The organism is Vibrio sp. 2096, assembly GCF_033339595.1.
In the GTDB taxonomy this organism is placed as follows: domain Bacteria; phylum Pseudomonadota; class Gammaproteobacteria; order Enterobacterales; family Vibrionaceae; genus Vibrio; species Vibrio alginolyticus.
Map to the genome: position 1 here is coordinate 144126 of NZ_JAWOUX010000009.1, position 20223 is coordinate 164348.

The following is a 20223-nucleotide window of genomic DNA, read 5'->3' on the forward strand; positions in this document are numbered from 1 at the left end:
GTAAGACAATTTTATTCACAGAGAAGCAAGATACTTCAACGCGTCTTCCTGCGTTAAAACTCCACGGTACTCTTCTTTGGTATTACACAGTACCCAAGGGAAACGAATCCCGGTTTTAACCAACTCTCGAATAACAGAGACAGGTAAATCCTCATCAACCAACACAAATTCGGTGCTCATTATCTGATTAACAGGACGTTTCCAAATTCGGCTTTCTCGTTCAGTTTCTCGCTCTGTGCCCATCGAGGGCGTTAGGTGTAAATTCACCGTCTCTTTCGTAATTAACCCAACACAACGATTTTCATTGAGAACAACTAAAGGCAAGCTTGGATTCAAATTCATGTACTCAACTGCCAAGGAGAGCGGTTCTCCAGGGTCCATAGACCTGACTTGTTCATGGCTCAAAGATTGCAACACATCACTTTGCTTAGACTCAATCGCGATGTCAGAGAACAGATGCTCATAACTGTCCGCTTTATCCATCAAATCGACAGGCACGGCAGCAGAAAATAGAAAGCCCTGCATGTAATCGACACCGATTTCTGCCAATACTTGAAGTTCTTGCTTAGATTCCACGCCTTCAGCAACCACTTTTACATTCATTTGCTGTGCAAGCTCGGTGACCATTTTCACAATGTTATAGCTGGTGCTCCCTTTATGAATGTTCTTGATGAATTTTCGGTCTATTTTCAGTAAATCAAACTGCCCTTTTTCTAGATAAGAAAAAGAAGAATACCCAGTACCGAAGTCATCAATCGCGATCTCAATGCCCTCTTTCCGCACTTCCTCTAGAGCTCGAGTATGCTCCTCATCTTGTTCAAAATACGCGGTTTCTGTTAGCTCGATAGTTACTCGCTTAGGGTCTACACCACTGGCTTTAATCAAATCATGCGACCGCTGAAGGATCTGAAGAGAGTCCAATTTCGTATTGAGGGAGCGATTGATGGTCACGCCCACTTCCTCGCCATAAATTTCTTGTAAGCGCGGAAAGTGCTTCAACGCAGCTTGGCAGACCACATCATCAAGTGCCGCTATGAGTTCTAGATCTTCAATAATAGCGATCATCTTTTGCGTACAATACGCATCATTTTCATCATAGAAGCGTGCGAGAGCCTCGAACTTAACCACTCTTCCGGTTTGAACATCGATAATCGGTTGAAAGTAAACGTCCACTAGCCCACTCTCTATTTGCGCCTCCAAAAACGCCTCGAGATGTTGGCGCTTCACTAATTCAGAGTGAAGTTCACTGTCGTAAAAGTTGAAATAGCTGCCTTCACCGGAAATAGAGGACAACATCGCTTGCGCTGCATGTGCTAGCGCTTGTCTTGGTCGGTTCGTATCATAGCCAAGGATTGACACACCAGTTTGGCCTTTAACGATAGTGGCATGCATTTTTGTGCCCATTTCATTTCTAAGCTCATTAAAGAACCCTTTCATGGCAATTTGGATCAAACGAACCGGGCTCAACCATTGACAATGAGGGGTCTGCAAGCATACGACAAACACATCCCGAGATAACTGCCCCGCAATACTGGTGTAGCGACTTCGCATAATAAAATCTGCAAAACCTAATTGCTGTTCAAGCAAATATCTCTCCGAAAACTTGGGTCTGAGTGTCATAACAATGTTGAGTTCTTTATTTCTGCTTTCATTCGCTAAGGTAGCTAATTGGAGTTCAAATTCTTTCCTCGTCGGTAAAAAGGCAGCCCAATCATGCTGTTGTTCACAACGATTTTTCATCCACAACAACGAAGCAGAAATATCCGTAGAAAATCCGAGATAAAGAATTCGTCCAGAGTGAAACGTAAGTCGGTAAATACAAAGATGATGAGCTTGGTTGCTACCGTTTGCTGTTTTGCTCAGCAAGTTACCACACCAACATCCTTCATCATTAATTTGCTGCCACAACTGATCATAAAACGCTTGGCTATGGTGAGAGGTACTGAATATATGAGTTTTAAGCCCAACCAGATCTCGGTTTTGATAGCCCATTTGTAACTCAAAGGCACGGTTACAACCTAAGATGCGCGTATCTTCATCGGCAACTAAAACGCCTACATTTGGCAAATCAAAAATCGTTTCGAGGATTTTCGCTAACTCCTCGCAACCAGTGATTGTTAATTGTGGAATGATAGTGCCTTGGATAATGCGCTTATTGAGCCTTTCAAAACTAATAGTAACGTGCACTAAGTTAACGTTTTTTAGCATCATGCAACAAGAAAACCGCCCCCGTCCGCCAAAGAGTTCCACTTCTAGAATTCGTTGTTTTAGCGTTTCTTGTTGCCCCATCAGCATATGATCAAACAAGTTATTTAGGCTGGTTACTGGCGTACTTATCCCAAATGCCTTTGCCATTCCTTGCTGATCACATTCGAACTCGCGAGTATCAATATCGTAAGACCACTCTATAACAGGAGTTAGACTGGAAGTCGTTTGCATTTTTGGATGCACTGTTGTCGTAGATTCACTCATACCCTAGCCCCTTTTTTGTAATTAGCCCAAGGCTCAAAATTCACAGTCAATTCGCGACATTCCAGTTGGGACCTGCCGATCCTCTTTATAGATGGATTGTGTCAACGATAAGCCTATCGACTTAGAACTATTTCCAGAGCAGCTCAGCCTTTTGCATTTAATATGCACTAATTTGATTATAGGCTTTACCCCACATAAGCACACCATTGCTTATGCTTTGTATTAAGATTGCGACATTTTTCATGAACCGATCTATAACCATGAGGCTTTCAAGGTGAAATTAGACAGAAAATCGCCGATAGAGCATTGATATTTTTACAAACCAAATAAAACTCGATGAACTAAGCTGGAATAGATGAGTTTGTTATAGATACCTGATAATCAAATCGCTATAATTCGCGCTCCCTGGAACAGAGAGCAAAATATGACCAATAACATCACTCCTATTCATGAGTACAAAAAATACTGGGCAGAGTGTTTTGGTACGGCACCTTTCTTGCCGACCAGTCGCAAAGAAATGGATGCCCTAGGATGGGATAGCTGTGACATTATCATTGTAACCGGTGACGCTTATGTGGATCACCCAAGCTTTGGTATGGCTATCATTGGCCGCCTGCTAGAAGCACAAGGTTTCCGTGTCGGTATCATTGCTCAACCAGAATGGCAAAATAAAGATGCGTTCATGCAACTTGGTAAGCCAAATCTGTTCTTCGGGATCACTGCGGGTAACATGGACTCCATGATCAACCGTTACACCGCGGATAAAAAACTTCGTCACGATGACGCGTACACACCAAATAACGAAGGTGGCAAACGCCCAGACCGCGCGACTTTGGTTTACTCTCAGCGTTGTCGTGAAGCTTACAAAGAAGTACCTATTGTTTTAGGTGGTATCGAAGCCAGCCTACGCCGTGTTGCGCACTACGATTACTGGTCAGATAAAGTTCGCCGTTCGGTACTATTTGATGCAAAAGCAGACATCCTACTTTTTGGTAACGCAGAACGCGCACTTGTCGAAGTAGCACATCGCATCGCAAACGGCGAAGACATCAGCACCATGACCAATATTCGTGGTACTGCCGTGAACTTGCCAGCGGCGCCAGAAGGCTACACGGTTATTGATTCTTCTCGCATTGAAAAACCTCGTAAAGAAGCGTTCGTACCAAAGAACCCATACGAAGTAGAAACTCAGTGTGAAACTAAAAAAGACGAGCCAGTTGCACAACCAATCACAATTCGCCCATCACGCCACGATGCTGCGACGACTGCGGTCCGTTTACCTTCGTTTGAAAAGCTAAGAAACGATCGCATTCTTTATGCGCATGCAAGCCGTGTACTGCATTTAGAAACGAACCCGTACTCTGGTCGAGCGTTACTTCAAAGCCATGGTGATCGTGAACTTTGGGTAAACCAAGCTCCAATTCCATTGACGACCGAAGAGATGGACTTTGTGTTTGGCCTGCCTTACGCGCGTGTTCCTCATCCTATGTACGGCAAAGCAAAAATTCCTGCGTACGACATGATCAAGACGTCTGTGAACATCATGCGTGGTTGCTTTGGTGGCTGTTCTTTCTGTTCGATTACCGAGCATGAAGGTCGAATCATTCAAAACCGTTCGAAAGAGTCTATCATCAACGAGATTGAAGAAATTCGCGACAAAGTTCCAGGCTTTACCGGCACAATTTCCGATCTTGGTGGCCCGACTGCAAACATGTACCGCCTGGGCTGTAAAGATCCAAAAGCGGAAGCGAACTGTCGTCGTCCTTCTTGTGTATTCCCGGGCATCTGTAACAAGCTAAACACAGACCACAAACACACGATCGATTTATACCGCGAAGCGCGTAAAGTTGAAGGCGTGAAGAAAGTGATGGTTGCATCTGGCGTACGTTACGACCTTGCGATTGAATCACCAGAATACGTGAAAGAGCTCGTGACTCACCACGTAGGCGGTTACTTGAAGATTGCACCGGAACATACAGAGAAAGGTCCTCTTGATCTGATGATGAAGCCAGGCATGGGTACGTACGATCGCTTTAAAGAGATGTTCGAGAAATACAGTGCAGAAGCAGGCAAGAAGCAGTACTTAATCCCTTATTTTATCTCTGCGCACCCAGGCACAGAAGACGAAGACATGCTGAACCTTGCTCTGTGGCTGAAAAAGAACAACTTCGAATGTGATCAAGTACAAAACTTCTACCCTTCGCCAATGTGTAACGCAACGTCGATGTACTACTCAGAGACAAACCCTCTGAAACGCGTGAAGTACAAAAAACGTGAAGATGTACCTGTAGCAAAAGGTGAACGTCAACGTCGCCTGCATAAAGCGCTGTTGCGTTATCACGATCCAGCAAACTGGCCAATGATCCGTGAAGCCCTAATCAGTATGGGTAAAAAACATTTGATTGGTGACAAACAAGGCTGTCTCGTTCCTGCAGAAGACATTGAAGCACAAACACCTGCGCAACGTCGTAAATCTGGTCGTCATGGGGCAAACCGCTTTGCAACCAAACATACCAAAAACCAACCAGGCTTCGGTGGTCATTTGAACAAACGTTCTGAAGGCGGTTCAAAAGATGGTAAACCATCTGGCAACCGTAACGGTTCGGGTAAAGCTACAGGTGGTCAACGCCCTGCAAGCAACGGCCAACGTCCTAGCGGCAACGGTGCAAACCGCCCGGCAGGTAGCAAGCCGCAAGGCCAAGGTCGCCCACAAGGACAAAGCAAACCAGCTGGTCAACGTAAACCAAAGCGTCGCTAACTCTTTAGCACTTAAATACTAGAAAGGGCTCCAGAGGTAACTCTGGAGCCCTTTTGTTTTGTCGGCTCATTGAGGCATCACTCACAACTAAAACTTTGATTCAATCAATACAAAAAATGGTAAACACCAACCAACTTATTGGAAAAACAAACAATTATTTGATTGACGCAAAACCATAAAAATCTAACTCATTGATTTTTAATTGCTTTATTTTGGTGCGATATTTGCGTAATAGAATAAAACTCTTAAACATGGGCTAACGATGAATAATCCACTTCCCCCAAAAACTTCTATGTTCTGGTATGACAACAGCTATACCTATGAGGAGGCCGTTCAGGCATTTGAAAGCGATGGTACACTGAAATCGCTGAATATCGTTCCAACCACGGAATCCGATGATCTTGCTGGCTCACCCCCAGAGCGCAGTATGTTTTGGGAGGGAGAAACAAAAAAAATCGATCCGCCACCGCCGTCTGAACCAGAGCCTCTCAATTTAAAAACTGAGAAAGAAGCAACGGAAGCATCACCTGCGCACTTTATCCCAGTCCGCTATGCCATCGATCAGCTAGAAACAGAAGAGACACAACCTTTTGGTTTGCCTGAAGAATGGAAAGGGCAAGGCCCAGCCAAACTCAATACCGTTGGTTACACCCTGCGTCAACTGCGCGACGGTTGGCTGTATGTCTATGATGCAATCAACAAAAGCTTAGACGAATACGAAATCAAAGGAACGCAATTCACGCTCTATAAGTTGGGAGAATCAGAAAGCCCAAAATCAGAGCAGCGTGGGACACCACAAGATGCAAAGCCCTTCCTTACTTACGTCAACGGAAGCGTACTATCGATTTGCTTCTCTGAGCACCGGTGGACATGGCACACGTTCATGCGCGTACTTAACAATCCGAGTAATCATATCGATCGCATGCAAACCATTGTTCTGTCCTCAAACGAGAATCAGCACAACATTGCACCAATAGATAAGTTAACCCAAGTCGCTGATATTGAATCTTCTGCCGTCGATGATGGTCGCTTTGCGGATTCTGGCATCGCCACCAAAGCAGATGAAGATGGTTCTGTCTTTAAACCTGTCGCAGTCGAAAGCGATTTAACCTCTGCGATTCCAGAAGAAGAATCAGGCTACTTCGTCGCGATAAAAGATTACGCCGCAGACATTCAAGATATGTCACTGCATTTTGTTGGTGCCGCAAGCCCTTACCGCCTTTTCACTGACCAGTTTTCAAACCAGTGGAACTTGATGCAGACCGCCATGCAACTGTGTATGTTTGGTGCAAGTGACGAGATAGACATGCCAGCTAGCGTTAAGCGTAACGGCGAAGAGCTGTCGTTTTATACCGACATGGCTGACTATTATGACTCCTCTCACCAACTTGATTTGGCAGAGCAGAACAAAAGCTCAGTTCAGTCCGGCTATCCTGCTAAATTTTCCGCTGGAGCGATTGAATCACACCAACATACCCAAAGTGACATTGCTAAAGCGATACAGGACAAATATCGAATTTCTGCGAGCCGTTTTGGTAAATACGAACAATGGATAGCGACTGAACGCTGGCGTCAGCAGCTCAACTGGAAGCAAATGCTGAGCGAGATGCAAGAGCTGTCAGAACAAAAAGAAACCATGCTAGCCCAAGTGGTTTCGGTCAAACGCGACTTTATCGCAGTAATGGAGTCCTTAACGCCGCATCATCTCGAAAGAACCTTCGACCTATACAGCGAAGACACGCAGTACAGCTTGTATCAACTACACAAGCAAGCGGTTGAGTCATTTACTTTGGTGATACAAGAAGAAGACCGCCAATGGGCTGAAAGCCAATGGGAGAAACCAACCAGTTTACTTGCTCTCTATGCCTCTGGGTTTAGTCGTAGTTTATTTAAAGTGATGGAGAAGAATATTACAGAGGCGCTTGATGAACAGTCGATCGTCTCAGGAAATCCTGATCCTGATAATCAGTTGATGGACCAGATATCTGATACCAGCAACCGCGTGAATATGTACTCTAAGATCATGGACTTTGTTTCCAATCCAAACACTGCGGAAACAGCCTTTCTCAAAGATATCGCCAAAGGTTTCCAAGAGCTGGATATTATTTTTAAATCTGCAATAGGTGCGCTTGCAAAAGGCGTTGTAGAGTTTGGTGTTAGCATGACCTCACAAGTATCAATTTCGCTGATGCCTGTTTTCGCTAAACCTCTGAACCGTCATAGCTATTATTTATTTGCCGTTATTGCAGAACATATGGCACACAACATGCCCGTAACAATAAAAGAAGGTTACGCTCGCGATTTTAAAAAATGGAAAACACGCGTAAATGATTATCTGATTAAGCTCGAAAAAAACGATGCAATCATTGCTGACTTCCAGAAAAATAACCGCAAAGCTGACTCTAAATACACAACAGCTTTAAAAAATAAAAAGACTATTAAGAAGGCTCTCGCTGTAGCTACATTGGAGTACCCGCAGTACATTGAGTTACCTGATGATCTACCTCAAAGAACCATCGAGCTTAGAACGCGGATCGTGATGAATAAGCTCAATGATTTGAATAAACTGTTCGAGAATGCCGGTGGTCTAGGCTTTCTGGCATTAATATTTAACTGCATCGCGCTTGGTGATGCCATGAGCAGTATTCAAGACACGGGGTTAATGTCCTCAGATGAATTTTTGGATATCCAGCAAAAGTTATTTTACACAGTCAACGCTTGGACAGGTGTTCGTACAGGTAAGTTATGGGAGAAAGTGAAGGGTGAACCTAGGTTAAGGTCACATTCATATAATGTCTTAAAAAAGTTAGTGAATAGAAACGAAGATACCTTTAAAAACTTAAACCTTGATGACCTAAAGGTATTCAATAAATGGCTAGCAATCACAGGGGCTTTAGGTGCGTTAGCTTCGGGTATTGAGGCTTACCGTTCTTGGCAGAGTGCTGACAAAGTTTATGGTCAAGAAAAATATCTGCATGTAGCAAATTCCCTAGTATTAACAGCAATGTCAGCTGTCGGTATATTCCAAGTATACGGAGGGTTAACTGGACAATTTGCATTAAACTTATCCTTTGGCGGGCCTATAACGGCCGGCCTGGTTATTCTCACGATTGCATACCTAGCCATCAATTATAAGTTGAATAAACTGAAACAAGATGATTTCCAAAAATGGTTAGATAAACTGCCTTGGGGTTATCACCCGACTCGCACTCAGTGGAGCCAATCTTCGAGCTTACCCGAAAGAGAGAAGCATAATTCAGCATTGGTTCAGCAAGCGCTGTTTGACTTACAATCTATTATTCAACAGCCTACGGTATACCATCAACCTATTGAAAAAGTACAAGCTTACCCAGGTTACACACATCGTGAGTTAATCGGTTTGGAAGTGCATATTCAACTGCCAAGGCGTGCTGCAACGAATGGTATTACGTTGAGAACTAACAGCAAGGCAACAGAAGATGATTTGATGTCAGGCTCGTGGCATCAAAACGCAGATTTAGTCACGCTACAAACTCAAGATCAAGCGAGCAAAGAATCACTGGTGTACAAAGTAACCTTGCCAATTGAAGAAGCAGATCATTACCTTGCAATGCAAGTAGCTTACGATGTGGAAGATGATGCCCCTGCTAAGCGTGAGTATTGGTTCCAAAACGGCATAAAACAGAGTGCAACTTATGGCATTATTTCAGACAATATCAAACAAGACATAATTAAAAAAACACTCACCCCCGCAGTTGGCACACTAGGTTTTCAGGAGTAACCCTTGGCATATTCACCGTTTTATATCACCCCAGAAGAATTGGCGGTTTATCAAGAAGCACAAGAGCAAGAGATTCTCAAAGGGGACAATTTAACAACATGGCATAAGTATGATGTAGAAGAGCCATTTCGCTACCATTACAAGTTAACGGCTTTGCCATTTATGAGCTTCTTATTTGTAATTGTATTTTTGACACACTCAAGTGATACGCTTGTCGTGACCTTTTTTGGCCTTATCTTGTCAGTAATGATGGCCGGGATCTTTTATCTTACGATTGGCCTCGACTATCGCTATGACTATATCTTTTCTGACAAAGGCTTTGTGATGAAGAAGCGTCGCAACATGCCTAAGTGGACGAATACCGCCACACAAGCCGTTGGCTGGATCGGTGCGGTAGTTTGCGTTTTGATGGTAGCGGTAGTTGGCCCGATGGCGTTAGCTGGAGCGGGCGCTCTTATTTTATTCTCATTTGGTATGTTAAAACGCAAGCCCGATGAACCAACAGAAGTGAGAATTGGAGAGCGTGAAGATTGGTTGTTTGCCGACTACAACAAAAAGCGCAAAGTGATCCAGTTCTACTTTAAGCAGGATAAGTGTGAATATATCGATATGGAACACAACACTATTGTCCGTTCACATAGTAGATCTGATTGCTACGTATTTTTCAAAACTGAAACGGACTTAGAATCGATGGTAAATCAGTTAGCTACGGAATATAAGCTGGATTGTACAGAGGTAGATGACCACAAAAAGCTGTTTGAATCGAAGCCAGAATCAAGGCTCTTTAGTATTCCGGTTTGTAGTAGAGAATATCAAACCGAAGAGGTATTTGATTTAAGGGCGTCAAATGCCCCACTTCCTGAGCGTGAATACCTTTACAACGGCAAGTGGCAAACGGAATCTGAGATTGAAAAATCAAAATCTGAACTAACGGCAGCCAAGGTATAAACCTTGGCTTGTTTACCTTTTTACATCCCCCAAAGCTTTAGGTTTACTCTGATGTACAAAAAGAAAAATTGGTTCAAATAACGAATTTTTAACTCGAGGATAGGAGAGTAAGCCCGAACCTTCTATCCTCAACTAAACACCCATTTTGCACTGAGTAAATAGTTACTCACCATGCCTGCCAATATGCCTAAGATCAAAGCCAAATAGACCATCACCCCTTGCGTTCCTAGCGCGAGCGTTACGCCTTTGAACACAATAAAGTTCGGCAAAGCACTGATACAGGCACTCGCCATAAATTTTTGCCATTGAGCGAAAGGGTTGGTTTTTTCTGCTTGAGAGAAAGTCAGCCAGCGATTGCCAAGCCAAGTCGTGGTTGCTGCAAACAAAAATGCTATCCCACGAGCCAGCATCAACTCCAGACCAAACCAATGGAACAACACAGAAAAGATAAGGGTGTCGACCATAAAGCCGACACCACCTACCAGAGCAAACCTTGTTAACGAAGCAAACCTTTCCAGCGAAGCAAATTTTGGTAATTTGCGCATTCCGTTATCCAACCACACAGGTGTAGAGTGAGCGTTTCGATTTTGCTGTGAACTCGTTGGTACAACTCAACGCATTTTCATGAATCATGCTATCCACTCGCTGCGATTTACCAATCAGGTGGAATTTCTTCAGATTGTTTAAGTCATTCTTATGTTTAAGCTTTTTCGCCTGACCATGACTATAGAACTGGCCTGAAAACGGGCGCTTACCAATGTAGAAGACCGGAGCATTATCATTAATTTGCGCGAAGATGATGCGGTCGCTGCGGCTATCTGCTTTGCCCATATTCAAAACCAACATCGCAATCATAAGCAGGGCTGGCAACACCGCTGCCGTTCCGGTCAACCATTTGAAATCGTGTTTATCCACCAGCATTGCAATCAAGATACCCAACGCAGGCACACCCGGTAGCACGTAAGCAGGCAAAATATTCCCAGCCATGGTGAACAAGATCATTGGAGAAATCAGCCAACACATCAGGAAGCTAAACAAACCTTGATGATCGGTTTCAATGGCTTTGAGTACCTTACGACGTTTCCACGCCAAGATAGGCAATACAATTGACCAAGGCGCAGCCGACTGTAGCCAGAATACCCAGATCATCCCACGTGGTTGATCATGAGCAGAACCATACAGGTCCCCTTCCCAACCGCTGACAACAAAACGCTTAAAGTGCTCGCCAACAATAAAGTAATCAATAAATCCAGGCGTCGCCATTTCAGCCATGATGTACCAAGGTAGAGCAATCGCAAGCATGAGCGCCAACCCCAACACAATTGGAAAACGCTGCCACAAGGCTTTGAAGGCACCGAAGAAACCATGCTGAATCACAAGCCAAGGAAACACTGCGATGCCCATGATCACGATCGCCACCGGACCTTTTGCTAACAGCCCGCAAGCCAAGCCAAAGAAACCGAGATAACCCCACAATCGGCTGTGGTTGTCTTTGCCAAGCCAGCAGTAGTAAAAGCCGACCATCGCCATGGTCATTGCCAATGTCAGTGCCATGTCTGTCATCACTGCACCCGCCGCAATTGAAAAGATGCCACACGTCGCCAATACCAACGCTGCGATGACTGCATTAAAGCCAGCGCGATGCGCCATGGCTGCAACAAAAATAATAGTCGCGACACCCGCCAACCAATGAGGCGCGCGCACTGCGAATTCATTCAATCCAAACAACTCAATGCCGTAAGCACTCATCCACGTGAACAGGGGTGGCTTCCCCCAAAAAGGCACGCCGTAATCAAACTGTGGGGTAAGCCAATTGCCGGTTTCCACCATTAAGCGCGCCATTTCGCCGTAGCGGGCTTCTGTGGTGTCCATCAAAGGGTAAGCGGCAAGTGAAATAAGACGGAGTAAAAGAGCAAACGCCAACAACAACCACAAATGGGTTTTATTAATACTCATGATTACGCGGTTTCTCCCAGTTTAAACTTCATGGTTTGGATGGATTGATGTTTTGCAGGCTGCTCGTAAACAGACTGAACAAGATAAAGAGGACGTTGCTTGGTCTCGACAAAAATGCGGCCAATGTATTCACCCAAAAGGCCAATCGACAGCAGTTGCACACCGCCCAACGCAAGTTGGACGACCATCATGGATGGGTAGCCAGTGACAGGCTCACCAAACACAACGGTTTTCATCACAATGAATGCGCCATAGATAAAGGCACTGAACGCCACTAACGCACCGGCAAGTGTCGCTAAGCGCAAAGGACGAATGGAAAACGAGGTAATGCCGTCCATTGCAAGGCCAATCAGCTTGAGGTAGTTCCATTTGGTTTCACCACAGAAACGAGCGTCACGCTCAAACTGAACCGTCACTTGCTTGAAACCCGGCCAAGAAAAAATGCCCTTCATGTATCGGTTACGTTCTGGCAGCGCATTGATGTGCTTAACCACTTTTGCGCTCAGTAGACGGAAATCGCCCACATTCTCCGGCACATCCAATTTCGCCATGCTATTAAGCACTTTGTAAAAGCAAGCGGCCGAGAAGCGTTTGAACCAGGTTTCACCGTGGCGTTCACTGCGCTGCATGTTCACCACGTCATAACCTTCACGCCATTTTGATACCATTTGCGGGATCAACTCCGGTGGGTCTTGCAAGTCGGCATCAATCACAATCACCGCTTCACCTTGGCAGTGTTCCAGACCCGCACTCATGGCGGACTCTTTGCCAAAGTTACGGCTTAATGCAATACAACGAACGTCGCTAGAAGATTGAGAAAAGTTTTGCGCGATCATTAGGCTGTCATCTTTGCTGCCGTCGTCGACATAGACGATTTCGCAATGTTCTGGCATTTCATCCAAAACGGCGGCTAAACGACGATGAAATTCAGTCAAGACTTCTTGCTCGTTAAAGAATGGCACCACAACAGACAAAACTGTTTTAGGCTCAGTGTGTTGGCTCACCTTTGAAAAGGTTGCAGCGTGAATGTTGAAGGTTGACATGCTACTCTTCCACTAAATCCGATGAATGAATCCAGTCTACAAACATCAACGTGAAAGAGATGTTATTGACATCTTTTTCACGTCCTTAGTGAATAATGTTCGGTTAAGACGAAGTCTTATTTTCGAACACCTGCCCACTTGGAGAGAAATACATGAAACGCGTACTTTTAGTCGAAGATAATCGAGAAATTGCAGGCATGCTGTTCGATTATTTTGAGTGTGCAGGTATGGAACTCGATTATGCAGACAACGGCGAACTCGGCCTGAAACTAGCGATGGAAAACACCTTCGACATCATCTTGCTCGATCTCATGCTGCCACGCATGGATGGCCTGACCATGTGTAATAAACTTCGCGACGCGGGCAACAACACACCGGTACTTATGCTGACGGCGCTCGATAGCCGTGACGATATGCTCAAAGGCTTCCAACACGGTGCGGATGACTATCTGACCAAACCTTTCGATCTGGATATTCTTGAAGCGCGCATGATGGCACTGATCCGCCGTTACCGTGGCACTGTCGCATCGAGCAAGTTGGAATACGGTGAAGTGTCTATCGACCAAAAAACGCGTAAAGCTTATCGCCAAGATAAACTGTTGGCGCTAAACCCTACCACTTACACCATTCTGGAAATGCTTGTGAAAAGCGCGCCAGACGTAGTGACACGCGAAGAAATTGCCTTCCAACTTTGGCAAGAGAACGAGCCGAACAACGACGTTCTGCGCAGCCACATTTACCAACTTCGCAACCAACTTGATAAGCCATTTGAACAACATGTGCTTATCACCGTGCCGAAAGTTGGCTTCCGCTTGGAGACAGGTGCATGATCAATCGCTTACTTGCTAGCACGCAAAGCACACAAAGTATGACAGGGCGACTCGCTCTGTTTTTCTCTTTTGTGTCGGTCGTGATTGGCATCTTCTGCTTTTTGTTGATTACCGGCTCCCTGCTTTGGTCTGAAGACCGCGTGGGCGAGCGTCGTATTATGGTCGACAAAAAAGAAGCAATTGAACATTTCCAGTCCCACCCAGAGCAAGGCAGTATTCAGCTTGACCTGCTCACCACTGCATACAACGACATCTCATTGGTTGCCGAGCGCTATCAAAAATACCTGATTGGTCAAAAGCACTTTCTTGATGAAGTAGAAGACGGTGAATACTCGCGCATGGTTTACATGAGCACTTACACCTACAAAGGCGTTGAACATCCCGTTATTCTGGTTTCCTTGATTGATGAAATCGAGATCACCTCAGAGGAATTCATTCTCGTCGTCGCTATGGTGCTGTCCATTGTCGCCGTGCTGGTGTTCCTGTTTGGTAGCCTCCTGCTGCGCTTATCACAACGCTTGATTGAACCCGTCAATGCGCTTAAAACTCAACTCGACCATCATCAAGGCGATGCTACGCAAACTTTTAGCGTGCCAGAGGGCTCGGCCAAAGAGTTCCAAACCCTCGCGGATGAGTTGAATGAGTATCGCCACAAAATCAACCAAGTCATCAAGCGTGAGCAAGCCTTTGCACGATACGCAAGCCATGAACTGCGTACACCGTTAACCGTAATGAAAGGCTCAAGCAGTTTACTGGCAAGAAGTGCGAACACGGATTTCCAGACCCGCCAGGTGAACCGAATTCAAGATGCAACGCAGCAGATGTCGACTATGGTGGATGCCCTACTCGGCTTAGTGCGTTACGAGCGTAATGCAGATGATTCACCAGTGCGCAGCATCACCGAAGAAGAACTCATCCAAATCATCTTCCAAAGCCAAGCTCAGGCGGATGAGAAAGCACTCAGCTTTGATGTACAGATCGACGGAAACCCAAAAACGCGCGCTACCAATGCTGTGTTGACCATTATTCTTGGCAACCTGATTCGCAACGGCATCGCCGCGACACCATCGGGATCAATTCATATCAGCATCGGGGAAAACACCATCTCGGTACGTGATGAAGGCGAAGGCTTTTCGACCATTCCACATTCTGATGGGCACGGATTGGGTTTGATGATTGTGGATGATTTATGCCAGCGTTATGGCTGGCAATTTAAGATTGGTACACATCCAGAAGGTGGTTGTGAGGCGGTGATTGACCTTACGTCAGAGCATCAGGAATAACCGAAAAGGTTGTACTGAAACACAGACTTTTTATCTGGGTTTAATGGCGTTACACTACGCGCCCTTTTTAAATGGCAAAGGTGACACGGTTTATTCCGTCAGCATCGACATGAAACTCTCAGAAAGTCCTATCACCCAACATAGCTTTAATGGGCACAAATTTTTCCTTAAACGTGACGACATGCTCCACTCCCACTTTTCTGGGAACAAAGCACGTAAGTTTATGACGTTAATGGAAGAGCAAAATCCCGACATCACCACGTTAATAAGCTTTGGCTCCGCTCAATCTAATGCCATGTACTCGCTAGCGGCTCTCGCCCAGATTAAAGGTTGGGCATTTGAGTTTTATGTTCATCACATTCCATCTTGGCTAAAAAGCTCCCCCATCGGAAACTATCGCGGCGCTCTCGATTTGGGTATGAAAATCACCGCCATGCAAGACATCGGTAGCGAACTTCACCCTAGTGAATACATCCACCAGGTACGAAGAGTAGATGAGTCGACATTGCTGATTCCAGAGGGTGGACGTTCCCACCTCGCTGAAGCTGGCATCAAACAGTTAGCACGAGAAATTCTTGATTGGACGCGATTGAGAGGTAAAGAGCAGTTTACGGTCGCCCTGCCATCAGGTACTGGCACGACGGCTTTATATCTTCATAAACATTTAAGCCCACACGGCATAGAAGTGCTAACTTGCCCTTGCGTAGGCGATGCAGATTACTTAACTGAGCAGTTCAACCAGCTCGGTGAAAACAGCCACCCAACCATTTTAACCGTGCGCAACAAACACCATTTTGGTCGCTTGTACGAAGAAGATTACATCACATGGAAAGCACTCTTTGAGCAAACCGACCTCGAATTTGACCTGTTATACGACCCGTATATGTGGCAATGCCTCACCCCTTGGTTGGAAGAGAACACAGATAAAACGGTGATTTATATTCACCAAGGCGGGTTACTTGGCAACGAGTCGATGTTGCCAAGATATCAACGAGAATTTGAATAGCGTGTTCAAATAAAGTTGTTGCTGATTACAGTGATTCCACTATTTGATGAGCGCCAGAATTTCTTTGAATTCAGGTGCTCGGCAATCTTCGACCATTTCATACAAACACATTTCTAACCCAGTGAGCACCACACCGTTAGCGGTTAACTTCGCAAGAGCGAGCGCTTTATTGGCAGCGGTTCGGGAAGAGACACAATCCGTGACTAATTCAACGCGATAACCGGACTGGCGCAGAGAAACCGCGGTTTGATAGACGCAAATGTGGGATTCAATACCGCAAACCAACCAGGTATCAACTTTCGCGTTCTCCACCGCGACCTTAAACGTCGCCTCTTTGCAACCATCAAACGTGTACTTGGTAATAGGTAAATGCGTGCTTTCAAGCACTTCACGAATCGGCTCCGCGGTTGGGCCCAACCTTTCTGGATTCTGTTCTAGCCACAGAATAGGCAAATCTAGTGCTTTGGCGCCCTTTACCAGTTTCGTGATATTTTCAATCAGTGCGTCGCTTTCATGCATTAATGTAGCGAGTTTGCCCTGAACATCCACCACAATCAGGCCCGTGTTTCCTTTCGATAACATTTCCATCTCCTATCTTGTGCGACCACAAACCATACTCAACAAGTTGAGCAAAAGTTAATGTATCAGAACCCTTTCATGTTAGAGCAATAAAACCTAGAAAGATGACCTTCGCTCACACATTTGCCCTTAGGTAAGAGTGGTTTGAACTGACTATTTAAATTTCTCTCGAATTAGTTCAATCAAGGCTTTGACTTTATTGGGCAGAAATAAGGCCGAGGGATAAATCAGAGTAAGATGCTGCTTCGGATGCGCGAATTGAGGCAGCACCTCGACCAACAAACCGTCTCTCAGTGCAGGCTTGGAATGAATTTGAGGAATAAACGCGATGCCGTTTCCTGCTATCGCCATCGAGCGCAGCAAGTTGAGGTCATCCGAACGCAACGCCACATGCAGATCTGAATCGAGCAAATCGGCATTGTAACGATTAGTTAAAAGGCGATGCTGCTTAAGATCTTCCACCGTTTTTACTGGCGGATGCGATTCTAGATAGGCTTTTGACGCAACAAAGTGACTACGATAAGGCAAAAGACTGAACTGCACATAGCTGTCATCGGTGACTTTGACCACGCTCGGAAGAAGCTGTAAATCAAACGATTGACGCTTGAGATCGACACTCTCTTGATGGTTTTCAATCTCGACCGAAATCTCCGGATACCGCGTTGTGTACTCGGTGATGATCGCGTTAAACGCGGCAGAGCTCATCAATGCGGAAGGAATGGCTAAACGCACCTTGCCCGTCAGCTCTTGTTGATATTCATGCATGGCATTTAAACCTTGCTGAATATGGTCAATAGGCTGCCCCACCAACTCAAACAAGCGTTTCCCGTGCTCCGTCAACTCAATGCTGCGTGTTGTGCGGATCAAAAGCTGTACCCCGAGCGATTTCTCTAATTCTTGCAGGCGACGACTCACTTTTGAGCGTTGTAGTTGATTCGCCTCTGCCGCTGCGCTTATACCGCCGTGAACCACCGTCTGAGTGAATAGGTAAATATCATCAAAATTAACGTTCATTGTCCTATTTTTAGGTCATTTATGTTCGTATTATCATTCTACTGAATTGTGAGTAACTTCTCTATAATCCGCTATCCAATATGTTTAACGGAACTTGTAATGACGGCTGACCAAAAATTCAAACACTGGATGCGAACTTTGATTGTCCTGTTCATCGTACTATTTTTGTACATTATCATTGCTGACCGCCACGCCCCCTTAACGACCGAAGGACGAGTGCAAGGATACGTTGTCCAAGTCGCACCCGAGGTATCTGGTAAAGTGACCGACGTTCTCATCGAGAATAACCAGTCCGTTCAAAAAGGCGATGTGTTGTTTACGATTGATGATCGTAAATACAAGATAGCACTTGAACAGGCGGAGCTGTCTCTGCAATCCGCTTATGAAAAAGAAGCAACACTGTATTCTCAACGCGAAGCCGCTCTTGCCAATATTGCCCGCGCACGAGCGACATTTGATAATGCACACCGCGAGTACAACCGCTTACTGACACTATCGAAGCAGAAAGTCATCTCTCAATCGACACTCGATAATGCCTTTGCCCAAAATCAGGTATCACGTGCAGCGCTTAAAGCGGAACGACAAAACTTAAAAGTCATTGAGGCGCAATTAGGCGATCAAAAAGGTCAAAGCACCGCCGTTCGAATTGCCAAAAATGGCATCGAAAAGGCGCAACTTGATTTGGCAAATACCGCGGTACTCGCTCCCAGTGATGGTGTCGTGACCAACCTGCAACTAGAAGTTGGCACGATGGCAAACACCAACATGCCATTGCTGACATTTGTACCAACAGGATCACTCTGGGTAGCCGCTGATTTTCGTGAAAAATCCGTCGCGAACATAGACAAGACTTTCCACGCCTTGGTCACATTTGATGCCAACCCAGGTTCGGTGTACGACTTTGATTTAGCTAGCCGCGATTACGGTGTAGCAGCCGCACAACAAACGCCTAATGGCGCACTAACCAAAGTGGAAGTGAACAACCGCTGGGTACGTGATGCGCAGCGTACACGAGTGAACCTAACCAGCAGCGAAGAGTTACCACCAGCACTGTTTGTCGGCTCTCGCGCTACCATTGTTTTGTACCCAGACAACAGCATTTTCTGGCAGTTGATGGCGCAAGCACAGATTCACCTCGCAAGCTGGTTCCACTTCATTTACTAGGCGGCGACAATGAAAACCTTACGAATTTGGTTCGGCTGCTCTTTAGGGCTCGCGCTAAGCATGATCTTCGGTTGGTCTTACGGATTTTTTGCCATCATGATGCCGCTGTTTATATTGGGCAGAATGGACAACTTTAATCTTTCGGCTTTATTGATCGTGTTTTTCTCTGCGGTGTGGACAACCATACAAGCCACATTTTTGCTGGAATACTTGCAGTTTCATCCAACATTAATGACCGTAGCCGTCGGAATCATGATGCTGTTCAAGTGCATTGCAATGATGAACCAGAAAACCTATTTGTTTGGTTACATGGGGCTGTTGGTGGGTTCAATTGTGTTGAATTTTGCCAGCTATAACTTCATGGATATTGAAGAGTTCAACGTCAACATGTGGGTGATGGCGTTCAGCAATATTTTTGTTTGCACATTCGCGTATTGGTTGTTCCCGGAGCCAAAGTCCCCCACCGAGCACATTGAGATGTCGACCCCAGTGAAAAGCGATATTGACTACATCAGCCAAGTTGCCATGGGTTGGGTAGTGGCGATGGCGGCGTTTATCGTATTCCAAGTAGCGGACTTATATGACTCGTTATCCGCACAAGCTTCCATTTTGATCATCCTAACCCCAATGACTTTAGCAGGCTCGCTCGCCATGGCAAAAATTCGCATCATCGGCACCGCACTAGGCTGCATCGCAGGGATGGCTGTTCAGCTGATATTGGGCAGTTGGTATGGGCATGCGCTACTCTTTTGGCTCGCCTTTACCATTGCAATGGGGCCATTCTGCTTGTGGCTCACAAAGGGGCAAATTAAAGCGGCTATCGCGTTTTCTGCCATGTCTGCCCTATCGGTTCCGCTGACGACTTCATTGGTGCCAGAACAAAAAGACGCGTTCTTTTCGATCTTGTACCGTTTCAGCTCGATTTTCGTTGCTGTTCTGCTCACCGCGATGGTGATGTGGGTGGTGCATCACTGGATTCGTGTGATATTGCTAAAGCATCCTGAGATGAAGAACGTGGAGTTGAATTAAATCTGGCCGAGGCTGGAAACGGGAAATGTATGTCGCTCACTTTACTGTGAGCGGCATTTTTATTTAAAACGGTCACCCTGAACATTGAGGAACGAGCGTGGTTCAGGATCTACTCACCGAGTGCTGTAAAGTTCTAAGGTTATCGCCATTTTCCAGTGAGTTGTTAGTAGATTCCTAGTCTCGTCTAGACTCGCTGGAATGACCAAAATTTGAATACAAGCCAAATAGTTGGGTATGTGAGTAACGTATCTCTTAACATCCGTCATCCTGAACAGCGAGGGACGAGCGTGGTTCAGGATCTACTCACCGACTGCTTTGAAGTGCGAAAGTTATCGTCATTTCCTAGCGAGCAGTAACCCGATTCCTAGTCTCACTTAAACT

General features: G+C 45.5%; 14 protein-coding genes. 8 read left to right on the forward strand and 6 right to left on the reverse strand.

Annotation, left to right across the window (positions count from 1 at the left end):
* Positions 1-15: 15 nt before the first annotated feature.
* A complete protein-coding gene (locus tag R7Q41_RS17205; protein WP_042522833.1) occupies positions 16-2472 on the reverse strand; it encodes an EAL domain-containing protein in 2457 nt (818 codons plus the stop codon).
* A 424-nt stretch (positions 2473-2896) separates the two neighbouring features.
* Between R7Q41_RS17205 and R7Q41_RS17210 the strand changes: the two genes are divergently transcribed.
* The 3 genes from R7Q41_RS17210 to R7Q41_RS17220 all read left to right on the forward strand — a co-directional run bounded on the left by R7Q41_RS17210 (position 2897) and on the right by R7Q41_RS17220 (position 9938).
* Complete coding sequence (locus R7Q41_RS17210) at positions 2897-5230, forward strand: YgiQ family radical SAM protein (RefSeq protein WP_318144599.1); 2334 nt, start codon at positions 2897-2899, stop codon at positions 5228-5230.
* 262 nt (positions 5231-5492) lie between these two features.
* Complete coding sequence (locus tag R7Q41_RS17215; RefSeq protein ID WP_031777260.1) at positions 5493-8990, forward strand: T6SS effector BTH_I2691 family protein; 3498 nt, start codon at positions 5493-5495, stop codon at positions 8988-8990.
* Positions 8991-8993: 3 nt separating this feature from the next.
* Positions 8994-9938, forward strand: a complete 945-nt coding sequence (locus R7Q41_RS17220; RefSeq protein ID WP_318144600.1) for a hypothetical protein — start codon at positions 8994-8996, stop codon at positions 9936-9938.
* 128 nt (positions 9939-10066) lie between these two features.
* Here R7Q41_RS17220 and R7Q41_RS17225 read toward each other — a convergent pair whose 3' ends face one another.
* From R7Q41_RS17225 to R7Q41_RS17235, 3 genes are read right to left on the reverse strand one after another with little or no spacing between them, the layout of a single operon-like run.
* Positions 10067-10483, reverse strand: coding sequence for a GtrA family protein (locus R7Q41_RS17225; RefSeq protein ID WP_017820493.1), 417 nt, complete (start codon positions 10481-10483; stop codon positions 10067-10069).
* A gap of 4 nt (positions 10484-10487) precedes the next feature.
* Positions 10488-11894, reverse strand: coding sequence for an ArnT family glycosyltransferase (locus R7Q41_RS17230; protein WP_017820494.1), 1407 nt, complete (start codon positions 11892-11894; stop codon positions 10488-10490).
* A 2-nt stretch (positions 11895-11896) separates the two neighbouring features.
* Positions 11897-12937, reverse strand: a complete 1041-nt coding sequence (locus R7Q41_RS17235; protein ID WP_017820495.1) for a glycosyltransferase family 2 protein — start codon at positions 12935-12937, stop codon at positions 11897-11899.
* 152 nt (positions 12938-13089) lie between these two features.
* Here R7Q41_RS17235 and R7Q41_RS17240 point away from each other — a divergent pair, with 152 nt between their 5' ends.
* From R7Q41_RS17240 to R7Q41_RS17250, 3 genes are all read left to right on the forward strand, one after another.
* Positions 13090-13767 carry a response regulator transcription factor gene (locus R7Q41_RS17240; protein WP_005389368.1) on the forward strand — a complete coding sequence of 226 codons (678 nt, stop codon included), beginning with the start codon at positions 13090-13092 and terminating at the stop codon, positions 13765-13767.
* A complete protein-coding gene (locus R7Q41_RS17245; protein WP_017820496.1) occupies positions 13764-15050 on the forward strand; it encodes a sensor histidine kinase in 1287 nt (428 codons plus the stop codon). Before R7Q41_RS17240 ends, R7Q41_RS17245 begins: the two co-directional genes overlap by 4 nt.
* Before the next feature lie 109 nt (positions 15051-15159).
* Positions 15160-16056: a 1-aminocyclopropane-1-carboxylate deaminase/D-cysteine desulfhydrase gene (locus R7Q41_RS17250; RefSeq protein ID WP_031777262.1), complete on the forward strand. Its 897-nt coding sequence runs from the start codon at positions 15160-15162 to the stop codon at positions 16054-16056.
* A 39-nt stretch (positions 16057-16095) separates the two neighbouring features.
* On the opposite strand, the gene R7Q41_RS17255 is transcribed toward R7Q41_RS17250, so the two are convergent.
* On the reverse strand, positions 16096-16638 hold the full coding sequence (locus R7Q41_RS17255; RefSeq protein WP_005457944.1) for a hydrolase: 543 nt from the start codon (positions 16636-16638) through the stop codon (positions 16096-16098).
* A 150-nt stretch (positions 16639-16788) separates the two neighbouring features.
* Complete coding sequence (locus R7Q41_RS17260) at positions 16789-17649, reverse strand: LysR family transcriptional regulator (RefSeq protein WP_017634710.1); 861 nt, start codon at positions 17647-17649, stop codon at positions 16789-16791.
* A 99-nt stretch (positions 17650-17748) separates the two neighbouring features.
* On the opposite strand from R7Q41_RS17260, the gene R7Q41_RS17265 reads away from it, so the two are divergent.
* Together R7Q41_RS17265 and R7Q41_RS17270 are read left to right on the forward strand one after the other, a co-directional pair.
* Positions 17749-18813 (forward strand): HlyD family secretion protein, encoded by a 1065-nt coding sequence (locus tag R7Q41_RS17265; RefSeq protein ID WP_017820498.1) that lies wholly within the window; start codon positions 17749-17751, stop codon positions 18811-18813.
* Positions 18814-18822: 9 nt separating this feature from the next.
* Positions 18823-19842, forward strand: coding sequence for a DUF2955 domain-containing protein (locus R7Q41_RS17270; RefSeq protein WP_017820499.1), 1020 nt, complete (start codon positions 18823-18825; stop codon positions 19840-19842).
* The last annotated feature ends 381 nt before the right edge of the window (positions 19843-20223 follow it).